Annotated in this window: 16 protein-coding genes and 1 riboswitch; of the genes, 6 read left to right on the top strand and 10 right to left on the bottom strand. The window is 34.1% G+C overall.

Annotated elements, in window-relative coordinates:
• Together aroQ and NST63_RS09745 are read right to left on the bottom strand one after the other, a co-directional pair.
• A complete protein-coding gene (aroQ, locus tag NST63_RS09750; protein WP_071976164.1) occupies positions 1-447 on the bottom strand; it encodes a type II 3-dehydroquinate dehydratase in 447 nt (148 codons plus the stop codon).
• A gap of 88 nt (positions 448-535) precedes the next feature.
• Entirely contained in the window at positions 536-1,033 is a 498-nt protein-coding gene (locus NST63_RS09745) for a YqhR family membrane protein (RefSeq protein ID WP_139358067.1), read from the bottom strand.
• A 240-nt stretch (positions 1,034-1,273) separates the two neighbouring features.
• Between NST63_RS09745 and NST63_RS09740 the strand changes: the two genes are divergently transcribed.
• Together NST63_RS09740 and NST63_RS09735 are read left to right on the top strand one after the other, a co-directional pair.
• Entirely contained in the window at positions 1,274-2,170 is an 897-nt protein-coding gene (locus tag NST63_RS09740) for a DUF1385 domain-containing protein (protein WP_445663902.1), read from the top strand.
• A 225-nt stretch (positions 2,171-2,395) separates the two neighbouring features.
• A complete protein-coding gene (locus NST63_RS09735) occupies positions 2,396-2,746 on the top strand; it encodes an SA1362 family protein (RefSeq protein ID WP_212943094.1) in 351 nt (116 codons plus the stop codon).
• Positions 2,747-2,812: 66 nt separating this feature from the next.
• Here the strand turns inward: NST63_RS09735 and NST63_RS09730 are convergent, their stop codons facing one another.
• Complete coding sequence (locus NST63_RS09730; protein ID WP_341041968.1) at positions 2,813-3,703, bottom strand: patatin-like phospholipase family protein; 891 nt, start codon at positions 3,701-3,703, stop codon at positions 2,813-2,815.
• A 542-nt stretch (positions 3,704-4,245) separates the two neighbouring features.
• Between NST63_RS09730 and NST63_RS09725 the strand changes: the two genes are divergently transcribed.
• Entirely contained in the window at positions 4,246-5,319 is a 1,074-nt protein-coding gene (locus tag NST63_RS09725) for a phosphotransferase enzyme family protein (protein ID WP_341041967.1), read from the top strand.
• Positions 5,320-5,680: 361 nt separating this feature from the next.
• On the opposite strand, the gene NST63_RS09720 is transcribed toward NST63_RS09725, so the two are convergent.
• The gene (locus NST63_RS09720; protein ID WP_212943097.1) at positions 5,681-8,242 is read right to left on the bottom strand and encodes a vitamin B12-dependent ribonucleotide reductase; all 2,562 of its coding nucleotides are present in this window, start codon (positions 8,240-8,242) and stop codon (positions 5,681-5,683) included.
• Positions 8,243-8,670: 428 nt separating this feature from the next.
• Between NST63_RS09720 and NST63_RS09715 the strand changes: the two genes are divergently transcribed.
• Positions 8,671-9,051, top strand: coding sequence for a rhodanese-like domain-containing protein (locus tag NST63_RS09715; RefSeq protein ID WP_058002197.1), 381 nt, complete (start codon positions 8,671-8,673; stop codon positions 9,049-9,051).
• Positions 9,052-9,178: 127 nt separating this feature from the next.
• Here NST63_RS09715 and gcvPB read toward each other — a convergent pair whose 3' ends face one another.
• From gcvPB to gcvT, 3 genes are read right to left on the bottom strand one after another with little or no spacing between them, the layout of a single operon-like run.
• Positions 9,179-10,636 carry an aminomethyl-transferring glycine dehydrogenase subunit GcvPB gene (gene gcvPB, locus NST63_RS09710; protein ID WP_212943099.1) on the bottom strand — a complete coding sequence of 486 codons (1,458 nt, stop codon included), beginning with the start codon at positions 10,634-10,636 and terminating at the stop codon, positions 9,179-9,181.
• Positions 10,629-11,978 carry an aminomethyl-transferring glycine dehydrogenase subunit GcvPA gene (gcvPA, locus tag NST63_RS09705; RefSeq protein ID WP_341041966.1) on the bottom strand — a complete coding sequence of 450 codons (1,350 nt, stop codon included), beginning with the start codon at positions 11,976-11,978 and terminating at the stop codon, positions 10,629-10,631. Before gcvPA ends, gcvPB begins: the two co-directional genes overlap by 8 nt.
• Before the next feature lie 16 nt (positions 11,979-11,994).
• Positions 11,995-13,101, bottom strand: coding sequence for a glycine cleavage system aminomethyltransferase GcvT (gene gcvT, locus NST63_RS09700; RefSeq protein WP_341041965.1), 1,107 nt, complete (start codon positions 13,099-13,101; stop codon positions 11,995-11,997).
• A gap of 224 nt (positions 13,102-13,325) precedes the next feature.
• Positions 13,326-13,420: riboswitch (glycine riboswitch) on the bottom strand.
• A gap of 284 nt (positions 13,421-13,704) precedes the next feature.
• Between gcvT and NST63_RS09695 the strand changes: the two genes are divergently transcribed.
• Positions 13,705-15,411, top strand: coding sequence for a DEAD/DEAH box helicase (locus NST63_RS09695; protein ID WP_212943103.1), 1,707 nt, complete (start codon positions 13,705-13,707; stop codon positions 15,409-15,411).
• Positions 15,380-16,186 (top strand): YqhG family protein, encoded by an 807-nt coding sequence (locus NST63_RS09690; protein ID WP_212943105.1) that lies wholly within the window; start codon positions 15,380-15,382, stop codon positions 16,184-16,186. Before NST63_RS09695 ends, NST63_RS09690 begins: the two co-directional genes overlap by 32 nt.
• 441 nt (positions 16,187-16,627) lie before the next feature.
• On the opposite strand, the gene NST63_RS09685 is transcribed toward NST63_RS09690, so the two are convergent.
• Genes NST63_RS09685 through comGG form a run of 3 tightly spaced genes read right to left on the bottom strand, consistent with a single transcriptional unit; the run spans position 16,628 to position 17,741 of the window.
• Positions 16,628-16,804: a YqzE family protein gene (locus tag NST63_RS09685; RefSeq protein WP_065107193.1), complete on the bottom strand. Its 177-nt coding sequence runs from the start codon at positions 16,802-16,804 to the stop codon at positions 16,628-16,630.
• A 25-nt stretch (positions 16,805-16,829) separates the two neighbouring features.
• Complete coding sequence (locus NST63_RS09680) at positions 16,830-17,348, bottom strand: shikimate kinase (RefSeq protein ID WP_242598147.1); 519 nt, start codon at positions 17,346-17,348, stop codon at positions 16,830-16,832.
• 15 nt (positions 17,349-17,363) lie between these two features.
• Positions 17,364-17,741: a competence type IV pilus minor pilin ComGG gene (gene comGG, locus NST63_RS09675; protein WP_212943109.1), complete on the bottom strand. Its 378-nt coding sequence runs from the start codon at positions 17,739-17,741 to the stop codon at positions 17,364-17,366.
• Positions 17,742-17,745: the final 4 nt, after the last annotated feature.

Raw genomic sequence — 17,745 nt, 5'->3', positions numbered from 1 at the left:
TTACTCTCCCCTTAATATGTATTCAATCATTGCTTTTAATGCTAGTTCATAACCGTAAAGTCCGAACCCAACAATTTGCCCCACTGAAACCGGTGAAATGACTGATTCTCTTCTAAATGCTTCCCTTGTATGGACATTCGAAATATGTACTTCAATGACGGGTACATCGATTGCAGCTATAGCATCCCGAATGGCATAGCTATAATGAGTAAATGCACCTGGGTTAAAAATGATTCCATTATATTTTGTCATACTAGCCTCATGTAACTGATCAATTAAAACCCCTTCGTGATTTGATTGAAAAAAATCAACCTTTACATTATACTCTTCTTCTAGTTTAGCAAAGCGTTTCTGTAACTCTTCTAGGCTGTTTTTGCCATAAATATTTGGTTCTCTTTGACCTAATAAATTTAGATTAGGGCCGTTTAATAATAAGATTTTCATCATTCAAAACACCTTTTAAAAAATTTGAAACATTCTTATGAATATTCTATTGAATATTTTATCATAACTTTTTTCGCTACGAATAGTGAAATCACTCATTCAATTTTCTTTCTCTAAAATATTTAAATTCATTATGTTCATATGAAATTGAATATCCGACAAACAATCCGTATAATGCATAAATACAAGCAGAAGTAATCAGGGTATTATGATCATTTTTGAAAAATGGTTTCATACTAGGAAAAATGGGATTAAGAATAAAAAAAACGACGAGATAAAGGATCAAACCATATACAATCCCTACCCACATAGATTTAAATTTTTTTAAAACAAGATAATAAACTAAAGCAACACCAATGGATATAATGCCATACATGATAATCGTTATAATGATCCCAATCCAGCTACCTCTCCAATTTCCTACTGTAAAAGGTTCTAATAGAATATTCGGTTCTATCTTTGTAAAGTTAAAATAATAACATAAATAAGCCAATAAGCTCCAAAGAATCCCACCAATAAATCCAGTGACTAATGCCATTGAAATAAATGAGACACGATGGTTTGAATGTTTTTCTTCCATATGTGACATATGAACACCTCCGAATATAATACTTACCCTTAGAATATCCACCGTTAATTAAACTAGTCGTAATTTTATTTTTTTAGTAAAATAAAGTTAATATGTTTGCTATTTCTGATTAGTTCAATAAGTTAGAAACTCATTCATAGAAAATTAGTCGAGACAAATAGCGAGGAAATGGTTGGTGAATAATAAGTGGAAAGTCAAAATAGACCTGCTTATGGTGGTCAGGCAGTTGTTGAAGGTGTAATGTTTGGCGGAAAGCACCACACTGTTACAGCAATTAGAAGAAAAGATCGTTCAATTGATTATTTTTATTTACCTAGAAAGTCAAATTCAGTATTACAGAAATTAAAAAAAGTCCCTTTTTTAAGAGGGATTATCGCTTTAATCGAGGCAAGTGCAAACGGGTCGCAACATTTAAATTTCTCCAGTGAACGTTATGATGTAGACCCTGAAAAAGATGAAGAAATTTCTGAAGAGAAAGTATCGAGAATAACTATGATATTAGGAGTCGCTACACTCGGAGTTCTTTCCTTTATTTTTGGAAAATTTGTTTTCACTCTTGTGCCAGCCATTTTAGCATCATTTATGAAATCGATTTTTCCTAGTGATGTTGCACAAGTTCTAATTGAAGGCTTAATAAAGCTTCTTCTATTATTAATTTATATTTATTTTGTCTCATTGACACCAATGATTAAACGAGTATTTCAATATCACGGTGCAGAACATAAAGTAATCAATGCCTATGAAAATCATTTAGAGCTGACAGTTGAAAATGTTCAATCCCAATCAAGACTTCATTATCGATGTGGAAGTAGTTTTATATTATTTACCGTTATTGTAGGTGTTTTTGTTTATATGCTCGTACCGACAGATCCACTATGGTTGCGACTAGTTGATCGTATCGCACTATTACCGATTGTTCTTGGAATATCATTTGAAGTACTTCAATTGACAAATAAACTAAGAGATATTCCTGTATTACGTTATTTGGGTTACCCTGGACTTTGGCTTCAACTACTTACGACTAAAGAGCCTGCTGATGACCAAGTAGAAGTAGCTATTGCTTCGTTTAATGAATTGCTAAAATTCGAAGAAGAAAAAGTACCTATGAAAGCTGATATGCCAAACTTAGAAATGTAATAAATATCAATTCTCTTTACCTATCAATGATAATATTTTTTATTCAATTGACACTTTCTAAGTTTACCGAAACAGATAATGTGAAAAATTGGTATAAAAGGATGGAATTGCGGACAAAATGCATAGGAAAAGTGCAAAGCGTCTCGGTCAGTCTTCAATAACGGATGATTAAAAGGCTAGGCGCTGAAGCTAGATCTGATGTTTCTATTGGAGGTGTCTTTTCTGATGGTAAGAAATTGGCTTATTGGTTTAGTTTGTCTATTGGCTATTATCGGGCTTGGATCATCAATAATACAACAGCCAGGGGCATTATTAAAGCAAGTATTTATTGCAGCTATTCTTATTTGCGCCTGCTATTTTATTTATCGGATTTGGTCTAGTAAGCGACCGAATGCAAAGGATAAAAGAGAGTTTTTAAAAGCAGCACGAAGATCTAAAAAACGACTTAAAAATCGTCATACAACTACAAGTACTCACTCACAGGCTCTTAAGAAGCCAATCCGTAAGAAATCTCAAGCTAATTTAACAGTAATAGAAGGAAAAAAGGGAAAAAAGAAAAATCGCGCCATTTATTAAGCAAAGAGCTAGCGACGTTGGTAATGAAGTAATAGCTTCAGTATAATCAGCTTAATTATTCTTTCATTAATATGACCATGTTTTTAAAAATTTTAATGTTTTTGAACGCCCTAGCTCAATAAGGGCGTCTTTTTTTTCCTTTGTAAGTTGGAAATCAGTTGACATAAAATTTTCAGCAGAAATAAACACAATATCTTTTTCATGTTTTCTCGAAATATACCTAGCATCATGGGCTTCTTTCATTGTTTCGAATAGAGCTTCAAATAATTGAACACCATTTTTTATATTGTGTTTCGGTTGGTCCATTATTTTTGAACTAAGTGTCAAACCCAAGACTGGACGGACCTTCTGCGTTTCTTTATTCACAAAAATCCACATTGGAAAATTACTTAAGACCCCCCCATCAACCAACACACTTATCCCCTCTAAACTTCGAAGCTTCATAGGTTCAAAAAAATACGGGATACTACAACTCATCCTGATAGCCCTGGCAACTGGAAAACTGTCAATCGGTACACCATATTGCACCAAATCATCCGGCAATACAAGCAACCTACCATTGCTTAAATCTGAAGCAATCACTTTCAACGAATCCTTTGGCAGATCTGCAAATGTGTATACTCCTTTAGCAGCTAGTAGTTCGGATAATAAATTTTCTAACACTTTACCTTTATATAAACCTAATCTCCAATAAAGTAATATCCATTTTGCAATTTGCTTCGGAATTGGCAGCCATGAATTACGTGAATCTAATAATTTTTTAAAATCCAGATGATCAAGCAAATCCTTCAGTTCTTGACTTGAGTAACCCGCTGCTACTAATCCTGCGATTATTGATCCTGCACTTGTTCCTGCAAGTCGTTTAAAGGTGAAACCTTTTGATTCAATTGCCTCATATGCCCCAATTAAAGCCAGACCCTTTATCCCACCTCCAGAAAACACTCCATCTATTTCCATGTTCTGCATCCCCTTTGGTGTCATTTCTCTTTTTATATTTGTAAGATGAAGAGGTTTAAATTAGAACATAAAAAAAGAGATGAGAGTAATTTCTCATGTCTCTTTAAAAAAAAGATTAATTAAAAAATGTTCTTTAAGCTTATTATTAACCTCTACAAATACACCATAAAAAAAGATTTTGAACTATTCGACTCATTCATTAAACGGACTACACTTCGTTTTTATTCATTCCTATCAAATTTTGGGGTGAGAGAAATTCCTTAGCAAACATTAGATACAAGTACTCTTGTACAAAATATTACCTATTTTTTGAACTTGAATGAATATCTTTGTATTTTAACATGATGAAAACTTATAAAGGATGCAAAAAAATTAGTGTGGTAGTACAGTAGGTAGTGTGACATAATTGATCCATATAAGGTAAACTTATATACTATTAATTTTGATAAAGGGTGATTTTATGAAAAATACAGTATCGGTTAATCTTAAAACAAATAGGAGGGGAACTATACTTTAACCCTCCTAAAAACAAGGAGGAAAATATGACTCGGAGTGAAGTTATTAAAATCTGTGATGAATTTTTGCTTTCAACCATTTCAAAATTATATGGATTGGAAGAATATCGAATTGGACTGATTTCCCCACACGAGGGAGGGCGAAATATAGTTTATATTTGTGAAAAAGAAGGATCAAAATCAAAAATACTTAGGATTTCTTACTTAAACGACAGGCACCTAGAGGATTATCTTAGTGAATTAGAATATATAAAATATCTATTTAATCATGGTGGCAGTGTTTCAAATGTAATCAGTTCTTTAAACGGGAATATTCTAGAAGAAATTTCCTATAACGACCAAAAGTTTTTCGTCAGCTTATTTGAAAAAGCTAAAGGAAAAATGCTTGTTGAAAACAATTATATGTATCGAGAGGGCGCAGAAATAACTGAATATTATTATAATTGCGGAAAAGTTCTTGGGAAACTACATCAATTATCAAAAAAATATACGCCTATTCATAGCAGATATAATTTCTTTGACAAATTTAATGAACACTACATCGATGAATTGATACCCGATACCCTCACTTTACTCAAAACAAAACTGAAAGAGCTTATTAAAACACTGAAAAACCTCAGTAGAAATAGAGATAATTTCGGTATGATTCATTTTGATTACAATGACGGAAATTATTCGATAGACTTCGATAATGGGCAAATTACGGTGTATGATTTTGATAATTCTTGCTTTAGCTTTTATATGTTTGACCTTGCTTCGCTCTGGATAAATGGGGTTGGATGGATTCAATTCGAGCCTGATCCTATAAAACGGAGGAAGTTTATGGATGATTACTTTAATATCACTCTTGACGGGTATAGGTCCGAAACCGAAATTGCTGATCATATGCTAAATAAATTACCATTATTTATTAACACAGCTATTATGGAAAATATCGTAGACACGTTTGAGGTAATGAAAAATAATGAAAACGATCAAGTGTGTGACGAGGCGTTTATGTATCTTGTAAAATGCTTAGAGGACGACATTCCTTACATGGGATTTTTCAGTGATATATATTCTTGTGATGCCCCATTTGAATTGGAAGAAGGGAACGTATAGATTTTGTTTTTAACGTTGATCCAAGTACCAATTTAATATTTACTATGAAATTCCATTAAGTAAGCATTCAAGCGAGCTAAACACAAATTCCTATAGCTCGCTTGAAAACATAATGAATTTCTAACCAATATGTGACAAAAACATTGTTTTCAATCAGTTTAATTGACTTAAAATGAGTTTACTTTTTCTTCTCATTGCTTTTAACCTCTTATTCAGCTAACCAGCTCCGTTACTTTAAGTAAATTGAATCACAATCTTTTGTCTGATTTTGCTTAATAACACAAGCCCTAGAGAAATGATTTTTAAGGCAATAGCTTCGTGACTTTTATTTCAAAGCTACATTTCATCTCTTTCAACTTACTTATAATCCACATTTTAATTGTGCATTACAATTATCACATGTATTACAACCACCGATTTCCTTGACTGTTCCTTTACGACATACCGGACATGTATTGCCAATTTCAGAACCAATCGTTACACTTGTTGATCTTAAGTCTTGAATGGTATCTACCAGCACAACGTTTTGTTTATCATTGGAGCGATCCAATGTCATTCCATCATCTACTTGATTTTCTTCAGCTTTTAATGTTAATACTTGGGAGTCTCTGCTTCCATCTACATATACCGTTCCACCTTTGGCTCCACCTTTATATAGACGCTCATACACCTTCTGAACTTGATCAACGGCATAGCCACGCGGTGCATTAACCGTTTTTGAGATTGAACTATCAATCCATCGTTGAATGATACATTGTACATCAGCATGTGCTTCTGGGGCTAACTCCATCGCAGTAACAAACCATTCAGGTAATTGCTCAGGGTTTACATCTGGATTTTTTGTTAAATATTCTTGAACAATTTCTGCTTTTACTTCAATAAATTTTCCAAGACGTCCACTTCGATAATACGTAAATGAGAAATAAGGTTCAAGGCCAGTTGAACAACCAATCATAGTACCAGTAGATCCAGTAGGTGCGACAGTTAATAAATGGGAATTCCTAATTCCATGTTTTAAGATCGATTGTCGAATATCTTCAGGCATTTTCTTCATGAATCCTGTATGAATAAATGCTTCACGTAATTGATTCGTTTCTTCAGTAGTTTCTCCTTGTAAAAATGGGAAGCTACCTTTTTCCTTTGCTAGCTCAATTGATGCACGGTAAGCAGTCGTTGCAATAGTCTCCATTACTTGATCTACTAGTTGATTCCCTGCTTCTGAACCATATTCCTTTTCACAATAGATCAATAAGTCTGCTAAGCCCATAACACCAAGTCCTACACGACGTTCACCTAATGCTTGTTTTTTATTTTGTTCAAGAAAATAAGGTGTTGCATTAATCACGTTGTCTTGAAGGCGTACACCTATTTCAACGGTACGCTTTAATTTATCAAAATTAACTGTCTTTGTTTCTTTGTTCGCCATCTCAGCTAAGTTGACAGCTGCTAAATTACAGACAGAATATGGAGCAAGTGGCTGCTCACCACATGGATTTGTCGCTACTACTTTTTGTCCATAACTTTTGGCATTTGTCATGTCATTCGCATTATCGATAAAGAAGATCCCTGGTTCAGCTGAGTAAGTAGCACATATATTGATTAAGTTCCAAAGTTCCTCTGCTTTAATTTTGCGATAGGTTCTCACTTTATGACCAAGCTTTTCCCATTCGCGAACATCGCCGATTTCTTGCCATTTCGTATTGTAGAGTTCCATTTCTTCGGCACTATAATTTTCAACATCCGGGAAGCGTAAAGCATAATCCTCATTATTTTCAACTGCATCCATAAAGTCTTTCGTTAAGCAAACGGATATATTCGCACCAGTTAAAAATTCCGGATTATGGACCGTGTATGTTCCGCCTTCACGTAATTTATCTTCCGCTTCTTTAATGATGCTTTCGCTAAAACCACCTAATCCAGGGATTGTCTTATAATTAATAATCCCTTGATACATCGCCTTTTCTTGCTCTGTTAAAGGAGTGAATTTCAGCTTGTCCTTCGCATGTTTTTTAATCGATTCATCCTTGGTGTTTTCTATTAAAAATCGTAGGATTCTCGGGTTCTGCATCTTTGAAATGATAAACTCAACAATATCAGGATGCCATGAGGACAACATAATCATTTGAGCGCCTCTTCTTGATCCACCTTGTTCTACAAGATGAGTGAGCTTAGCAATATCATCAAGCCATGAAACTGAACCTGAGGATTTACCATTGACCCCTTTTGCTAATGTGTTTCTTGGGCGTAAAGTCGATCCGTTTGTTCCCACACCGCCACCACGACTCATAATCTCCATAACTTGCTTACGGTGTTCAGATATACCTTCTCGAGAATCAGGAACAAAAGGCATGACATAACAATTAAAATAAGTAACTTCAGTATCTGCCCCTGCACCATACAAAACCCGTCCAGCAGGTACAAAATTTAAGTTTACTAGCTCTTGATAAAACTTTTCAAACCACTCTTGACGTTTTTCTTCTGTTTTTTCTACTGAAGCTAAGCCTGTTGCGTTCCTTTTAGCAATTTGCTCATAAAACACTTCTAATGGTTTTTCGATAATATCTAGTGGTCTTGTTATTAATCCAGATTCCATTTCTTTCGGATCATCTAAAGCACTGCGATATTCTTCGTCCACTTGTACATCAGCAGTTTTCTGTTCCCAATTAATATGTTTGATAAACCCTAAACCACGTGCAGGAAATTTTGGATCTTCTTTAATCGTCAGGACAACGAAGTCTCCCTCTGCTAATGTGATCTTTTCCGTATCTTTAAATGAATAACGATCAATCATTACTAAACGTGAAACACCTTTATGGGTAATGCGCATATCAGGGGTCACTGGATGTACTTGAGGAAACAATTTAATCGCTTTATTTAATTGTTCCTCGTTAATTTTCAATTCACTTGTTAACGCAACAGACATATAGACAACTCCCTCTATCTTTCTATCATTTTACTCCTACAAGTTTTTATTCTCGTTGTTTTCTCCTTAATAAAGTTACCATAACCAACCATTGAAAATCAACAACAAAATACAATATATAGTATCTGAACCACTACCACAAATACTATATATTGCGCAAGTGTTTAACATTGTTCTTTTTTGTCAAATCATGAAACAAATAAAATAAGTAGAAAAAAGGAGAAAAAATGTGTTTTAGTATTAAAAAGGAACATTTTCAATCAATTTTACTGGTTGCATAATATTATCCCTGTACAAACCCCGATGATATCTACTCTGAACACATAAAAAATGAAAATAAAAAATTTTTATATGAAAAAGTTTTGATTCCAAGTCTATTGATGAATATAATAGAAGATAGTGTTACCTCGTAGAAAGGAGAAAGACTAGTGGGAAGTTTATATTTTCTTATTATTGTAATCATAGCCTTAATTGCATACACTCTTTTTAATTATTTTTCCCAAAAGAAAGCGGTAAAAACTTTAAGTGAAGAAGAGTTCAAAGCAGGTTATAGGAAAGCGCAATTAATTGATGTACGGGAAGCAAATGAGTTTGATGGAGGACATATACTAGGTTCAAGAAACATCCCTCTTTCCCAATTAAAAATGAGAATGAAAGAAATCCGTCCAGATAAGCCTGTTTATTTATATTGCCAAAGCGGAATGCGTAGTGGACGAGCTGCCCAAATGCTTTATAAAAAAGGCTATCGTGAGCTCTATCAATTACAAGGCGGATTTAAAAAATGGACTGGAAAAATAAAATCTAAATAACTTATAAGTAAAAAGACCTCTTCATTAAAAAAGAGGTCTTTTATTTTGGCTATTTTCGTATAGTTTGTTGCTTTTGTAAAAACCCAACTACAGGCAGCAAAGTTATAGAAAAAAGCATTTTTTTATATTATTTTACATATCTTAAAACTGGTTTACGTGCAGCTAAGGTTTCATCTAAACGTTTTACGACTGTAGTATGTGGAGCTTCTTGCACAATCTCAGGATTTTCTTCCGTTTCTTTCGCAATCTGAATCATTGCATCAATAAAAGCATCCAAGGTTTCCTTCGATTCTGTCTCTGTAGGCTCAATCATCATACATTCCTCAACATTTAATGGGAAGTAAATAGTTGGTGGATGGTAACCAAAATCTAAAAGACGCTTGGCAATATCTAATGTACGTACCCCCAATTTCTTTTGACGCTTCCCACTAAGAACGAATTCATGCTTACAGTGACGATCATACGGAAGATCATAGTATTCTGCTAATCTTCTCATCATATAATTGGCATTGATTACTGCATTTTCAGTTACTGCTTTAAGTCCATCTGGTCCCATTGTTCGAATATATGTATATGCTCGAACATTAATGCCAAAATTTCCATAGTATGGCTTTACACGACCGATTGATTGTGGACGATCATATTCAAATGTATATCGATCGCCTTCTTTAACCAATACTGGTTTAGGTAGGAATGGAATTAAATCCTTTTTCACACCTACCGGACCTGAACCTGGTCCACCACCACCATGTGGTCCAGTGAAGGTTTTATGCAGATTTAAATGAACAACATCAAATCCCATGTCGCCAGGACGTGCTTTCGAAAGGACAGCATTTAAATTTGCCCCATCATAGTATAATTTTCCACCAGCACCATGAACAATTTCAGCCATCTCTAAAATATTTTCCTCAAATAACCCAAGAGTATTTGGGTTGGTTAACATTAATGCAGCTGTATCAGGACCAACTAATTTTCGTAAATCCTCTAAATCTACTAATCCATTCTCATTAGACTTTACAGTAATCGTCTCAAGACCTGCTACTGTAGCTGATGCCGGATTGGTTCCATGAGCAGAATCTGGTACAATCACTTTCGTTCGATTTACATCACCATTTGCTTCATGATAAGCACGGATCATCATTAATCCCGTCCATTCCCCGTGCGCTCCAGCTGCAGGCTGTAAAGTGACTTCATCCATACCAGTTATTTCAATAAGATGCTCTTGAAGATCATACATTAATTCTAATGCACCTTGAACTGTGTCTTCATCTTGGAGTGGATGAATATGAGCAAATCCTGGAAAACGAGCAACAGATTCATTTATTTTAGGGTTATATTTCATCGTACATGAACCGAGAGGATAGAATCCAGAATCTACACCATGATTTTTCTTTGATAAAGCAGTATAATGACGCATAATATCTAATTCAGATACTTCTGGTAGATTGGGCTCCTCATCACGAATATATTCAGCTGAAAAATATTCACTAATGTCAATATTAGGAACATCAAGTTCAGGAAGACTATAACCGATTCGGCCAGGTTTTGTGAGTTCAAAAATTAATGGTTGATCCACCTTATTCATGGCTATCCCTCAATTCTTTAATAAATTGATCAATTTCCTCTTTTGTACGTAACTCAGTAACAGCAATCAACATATGATTAACCATTTTCGGATAATCTTTGCTTAAGTCATACCCACCAATAATTCCTGTTGCAAGCAATTGTTTATTTACTTCTTTAACAGGCTTATTTAATTTCACGACAAACTCATTAAAGCTTGGTCCATCCAATACAAGTTCAAAACCATTTTGAGAAAATGCTTTTTTCGCATAACAGGCTTTTTGGATATTTTGAACCGCCATTTCTTTCACACCTTTTCTTCCAAGGGCTGTCATGGCTACTGAAGCTGCTAATGCGTTCAATGCTTGGTTCGAGCATATATTAGATGTTGCTTTATCTCGGCGAATATGCTGTTCACGGGCTTGAAGAGTTAATACATAGCCTCTTTTCCCATTTTCGTCAACTGTTTCTCCAACTAATCGTCCTGGCACCTTTCTCATTAATTTATTAGTAACTGCAAAGTACCCACAATGTGGACCTCCAAAGCTTTGTGGAATGCCAAACACTTGAGCATCGCCGACGACAATATCTGCACCAAACTTTCCTGGAGGGGTAATAGCACCCAATGCTAGAGGGTTACTCGAAACAATAAATAAACCTTTGTGTTGATGGACTATAGGCTCGAATTCTTTTAATGGTTCAATTCTTCCAAAGAAGTTAGGGTATTGTAAAATCACTGCTGCTACATCTTCATTAATTTCTCTTTCTAATGCCTTTATATCTGTCACACCATTTTCATGTGGAATTTCAACCACATCAATATACTGACCTTTTGCATATGTTTTTAAGACTTCACGTGATTCCGGGTGAACAGTTTCAGAAATAAGGACTTTTTTTCTACGTGTTTGGCCACAGCTGAGCATTGCTGCTTCGGCTAACGCTGTTCCTCCATCATACATAGATGAATTTGCTACATCCATACCTGTTAATTCACATATCATGGTCTGAAATTCAAATATTGCTTGTAATTCACCTTGAGAAATTTCCGGTTGGTATGGCGTATACGCCGTATAAAATTCAGATCTACTTATGACATGATCAACAATCGTTGGTATATAGTGATCATAAACACCAGCACCTAAAAATGAAATATTTTGCTTTACATCCATATTTTTTGCTGCCATTTGACTTAATTCTTTAAGTAAGGAGCTTTCAGATTTTGCTTCTTTTATGTTATATAATCCATTAAAACGGACTTTTTCTGGTATATCACTGAATAACTCATCAACAGAGTCAACCCCTATTGTTTGAAGCATTTCTTTCTTATCCTGCTCTGTCATCGGTAGATAACGATGCTTTGTCATATATCTCTCTCCCATCCTATTTTTTAGGTCGTTTATAAAATGGTGTTTGTATTACTTTTGCTTTTAAACGTTTATTACGAATTTCAATATCGATCTCTTGATCTAGTTCTGTAAATTGAATATCAACAAGACCTAAACCAATATTTTTCTTCAATGTAGGGGACTGTGTTCCTGTTGTTACCCAGCCAATTTCTTCGGCTCCTGAGAAGATTTTATATCCATGACGTGGAATTCCACGATCAATCATTTCAATTCCTATGATTTTTCTAGTTAAACCTTTTTCCTTTTGTTCTTTTAATACGGACTTTCCAATAAAGTCAGCGTCCTTAGTCGTTTTCACAGCAAATCCAATCCCAGCTTCAAGGGGACTGATTTCCGCAGTTAATTCTTGACCATATAATGGCAAGGTTGCTTCAAAACGAAGAGTGTCCCTAGCTCCTAAGCCACAAGGAAGTAGCCCTTCTTCCTTTCCGGCAGCTAATAGTTCCTTCCATAATGAAATGGTATCCCCTGCACGACAATAAATTTCAAAGCCATCTTCACCCGTATACCCTGTACGAGAAACTAATGCTGTTATCCCTTTAATACTCACTTCAGGATTAAATTTAAAAAATTTAATATCGGCCAAATTCATGTCATTCACAATCGATTGTAGAATCGTTTCTGCAAGGGGACCTTGAATAGCAATTTGACCAATGCTTGAAGAAATATTTTCTAAAGCGACATCACCTTCCACATGTTCCTTTAGCCAGTTAAAATCTTTTTCAATATTGCTGGCATTCACTACAAGGAGGTAATGTTCATCTGAATACTTATAAACTAATAGATCATCAACAGTACCACCATTTGCATTGCACATGGCATTATACTGTGCACCATGAATGGCAATCTTTGAAATATCATTTGTCATGACTTTTTGTAAAAATGCTGTACTGTCTTTTCCTTTAACCGTTATTTCACCCATATGGGATACATCAAATAAACCAGCTTTCGTACGAACTGCTTCATGTTCTTCTTTAATACTCGAAAATTGTACTGGCAATTCCCATCCACCAAAATCAATTGTTTTGCCACCATATTCTTTATATACATCATATAATGGTGTTCTCTTTAATTCTGACATTGATGATCCCCCTATCAATATAATTAAATTTGGCTTTCTTCCACTTTCAATTAATTTCAAAGATTTAGACATAAAAAAGGACAGAGAAAACCAATTTTTAAATTAGTCTCTGTCCTGGCACCTGAAAGTTTACCTTCACATTTGTTCCGATACGATTGCTTTGAAACATATGAAAAGGATTTCCCCTTTGGTGGCTCCTAAATAGAAAGCACTCTCCAGAGTTGCGTCATACAAGAGTCTTTTTGCCTGAGAGATTCATAATTCTTTATTATTTGCTCCTTCGGCGTCGCACTTAAGCGATCTCTCCCCCTGTAATCATTCGCCTATATTTAATTGAAAAATGGATATACTACTAAAATAAGCTTTTTATTCATTTTTAAATCCTTTTCAAGCTATATCCATCCTATCATTATTCATTATTTTCAGCAATCATTTTTCTAGCATTTTCGAACAAAAAATACACCTTTTACAAAAGAATTCTCGCAAGAAAAGGCATACATTTTATTTATAACACTAAAATACGAACATTTATTATATGTATTATTTTTTTGTTCGTCTATTATTCATATATATCTATATCGGATTGAATGATGAGGTGGTTTTATGTCAATAAAAATAAATTTTGATCACTCATGGAGTAAGGGTTTAGCAGATCGATTCGTAAAGGATGGTCCCTGGGGAAATTGGCAATTATATGATTTAGCAATCCAGATGGAAAAACAACAAATTATACCTGAGTTTGAAGGATTACAATGCACAAAACACTTAGCAAACTTAAAGCCTTTGCCACACCAGCTAGAAGTTGCAAAACAGGTTGTTGAAAATATGAATGGTAAAGCCATTTTGGCAGATGAGGTTGGATTAGGAAAAACAATTGAAGCCGGATTAATTTTAAAGGAACTCATGATCCGGCGTCTTGTAAAAAAAGTGTTGATCCTTGTTCCCGCCTCTTTAGTCTCTCAATGGGCGTTTGAATTGAACACAAAATTCTATATTCCAGCAGTTGCTCAGAAAAAAAGCTATGTTTGGGATCAATGTGATTGCGTGATTTCTTCCATCGATACCGCAAAACGATCTCCACATCGGGAAAAAATTTACGAGCAAAATTATGATTTAGTCATTATTGATGAGGCACATAAATTAAAAAATCATAAAACAAAAAACTATGAATTTGTGCAAAATCTCAAAAAAAAGTTCTGTCTTTTGCTAACAGCGACTCCAATCCAAAATCGTATTGATGAGATTTTTCATTTAGTATCACTTTTAAAACCTGGTCATCTTGGTAGTCAAACGAACTTTTTTGAAAAATATAAAAGTGGTGAAAGGTCGACAAAGGATGAAGAACGCTTAAAAGAACTAGTTAATAAAGTAATGATCCGCAATCGTAGAACAGATACAGGGATTGAGTGGACTAAACGTCATGTAAAAACTATTTTAATTGATTTTTCTAAAGAGGAAAGAGATTTATATGATTCCATCCAACTATTGAAAACTAATGATCAGGCATATGGCCCAGGCGGTTTTTCTATGATGACTTTACAACGCGAAGCATGCAGTAGCAGGGAATCTGTCTACTATACATTAAAAAACATGTTGAAAAAGTACGAAAATCCATCGGCTCTTTTTACAGAACATATTTCACTTTTATTTAAAAAAATTGAAGCCGTTAAACAAAATTCAAAAGCTGAGAAAACTTTAGAATTAATAAAAAATATAAATGATAAAGTCATTATTTTCACTGAATATCGAGCTACACAGCTTTATTTGCAATGGTTTTTAAAGCAACATGGAATTAGCTCTGTTCCGTTTCGCGGCGGATTTAAACGTGGGAAGAAGGACTGGATGAGAGAATTATTCCAAAAACATGCACAGGTTTTAATTGCAACCGAGGCTGGTGGGGAAGGAATTAACCTACAGTTCTGCCATCATATGATAAATTTTGATTTACCTTGGAATCCAATGAGATTAGAACAACGGATTGGACGTGTACATCGTCTAGGTCAACAAGAAGATGTTCATATTTATAATTTAGCTACGAAAAATACGGTCGAAGATCACATTCTTAAACTTCTTTATGAAAAAATAAATTTATTTGAACGTGTAATTGGAGAATTAGATGACATTTTAACAAGGTTGGAGTTTGGAAAATTAGAAAATCATTTGCAAGACATCTTTCAGAACTCACGAACTGAAGGAGAAATGAAAATTAAAATGGATAATTTAACAGAAATGATACAGTTTGCCGAAAGTATGAAAGAAAAAGAAGGAGGTAATTTCGGTGCAGCAGCAGGAAATTCATCAATATCTTAGTCAATATTTTGAAGCAAACGAGTGTGAGATTATTGAAAGTGAAGCTGGTTACTTAACCGTTCAGTTAACAAAGGAACTTGATAAAGAATTAATGAATCGTCCTTTTTACTGGCATTATTTAGAGAAAACAGGTGGAATCCCTAACCCAATGAAATTAACTCTGATTACTGATCAAGAAAAAGCTCCTGATCAAATCAAAGGCGAGGTCATTCATTTTGGTTCTCCTCGTCTTCATCAAATTTTTCAATCGACGAAGAATTTTGCAAAATATATTCGATTATATGAAATCTCTCAAACTATGCCTAAGCAACAAACACCTTTATACCCATGGCTAGGAATGAATATAAAAATTTCTTATCAATGTGATCGGAAACGTGATGTTTTCCGGTCATTTGGTTTAAACCTTATTAACGGTATGCTCATTGAACAATTTCATGAAAAACTGACAAAGAAAGTGCTATCCCCTAAAATTCCAGATTTAAGTTTTACCTTAACACCAATTATTATGCCTACAAGTGGTGTAACTAGAATTGAAAATTTTTTAAAACAGGAAATTATGAAGGAAGATCATTCATGGGCAGAAGAAGCAACACAGCGTTGGAATGAAGATTTATCTTTATTAGATCATTTTTATGAAGACATCGAAGAAAAACCGGAAGCTTATTTAACAGAAAAAGAAGCGTTAAAACATCAATATGAACCTTTCATTACAATTGAAATTATCAATGGTGGATTATTTTATTTGATGGACAATCATATACATGAAGAGAACTAACAAGAGAGGGAACACCTAAGTATTGCCATGGCACTCAAACAATTCACGACTATAATCATTTCCATTGTGGATTGAATTGTAGTAATCAACAATCTTCATTGTAAGCCTAGTAGTGTAGCTATCTTTATAATAAAGTCTGTTCGTATGAAGGACTTGCCATTCTCTGCATATTATAATTAGTTAAAGCATTCCCTAAATAGCAACAGGTTTGAGAAAAGAGCATAATATACATTAAAGATTGTTTGGTGCTTTTGTAAAAGCCTTATTGCCGGCTTTTATACCTAAATAATAGGACAGCGTTCTTTCTAAGTTTACAGCTTTTTTCTCAATAGAATTAAAGGATTTGGCTGTCTTCAACCTATTTTTATTAGTTAAAACATTCTCTAAGTAGCAACAAGATTTGAGAAAAGAGCATAATAAAAAATAGGAGAGATTACTCTCCTATTTCCTTTTAAATAGCATGATAATTGAATAGGGCAATACACCAAACCAGCGATAAAGAAATGGATTCTTTTGTTCTTTTCGTTCCAATCGTGATTGGATTCGATCGGATTTTGGCGTGTCAAAGTGCTTCACAAAGGTTTGGGTAATATATTTTACATAATCATTAGTAGACATATTTTTTACACCACCCCTATGATACTTAATTATTGCCAAGCTCTAATCCTTGTATACATCCTTCAATTTTTTTTACCGTTTCAGGGATGGATAAATTAGTGGTATCTATAATCATATCTGCACTTTCCTTATAATACGGCAATCTTGATTGATATAGATTAATCATTTCCATTTCTGATTTATTCCGTGCCAATGGACGTGTCGGGTCATTTTGTATTCTTTTTACCATCTGAAGAGGATCACATTGCAAAAATATTGTGAAGCCTAATTTTTTTAATAATTGTTGATTCACTTCTGAACCAATAATTCCCCCTCCAGTAGTGATAATCCCTTTATACTCTTCTGTCCTTTGTAAAATTTCTGTTTCTTTTTTGCGAAAATATACTTCACCTTTATTTGCAAAAATTTCCGCAATGGTTGTTCCTTCTTCTATCTCAATCAAAACATCTGTATCATATATAGAACATTTCAATAGTTCGGAAAGTTCTTTTCCAATTGTTGTTTTTCCGGCACCCATAAAACCTATGATATACAGCTTATCCACTATTTCCTTCTCTCCTTAATTTTCATTCCATTTTAATAGACGATGGTCTTTTATACTATATAATACTTGATATTTAATTGCTCGACCATTCTCTATTGATGTAGTAATCTTTATTAAATAATTCTCTTCTTCTTCTTGAGGATAGACATGATAATTAATCTTTCCTTGATTAAATGCAATTGTGCCACTATCCATATAATTTTGATTTTCAATTTGCCTGATTAAGCTTTTTATTGCCATCACATTTAAACTATTACTGATATAATATCTTTTTGTTTCATGCAAATATTGTTTTTCAGATAAATAAATATGGGTGGATGATGTTAGGACTAAAAAGGTAATAAATATAACCCCTAATATGAGAGGGAAAACAAAACCTTTTTGATTTCTCATTGCC

Source organism: Heyndrickxia sp. FSL W8-0496, assembly GCF_038007825.1.
Lineage (GTDB): Bacteria > Bacillota > Bacilli > Bacillales > Bacillaceae_C > Heyndrickxia > Heyndrickxia oleronia.
Note: the sequence above shows the minus strand (reverse complement) of the source record. Positions and strands in the feature narration are given on the sequence as shown.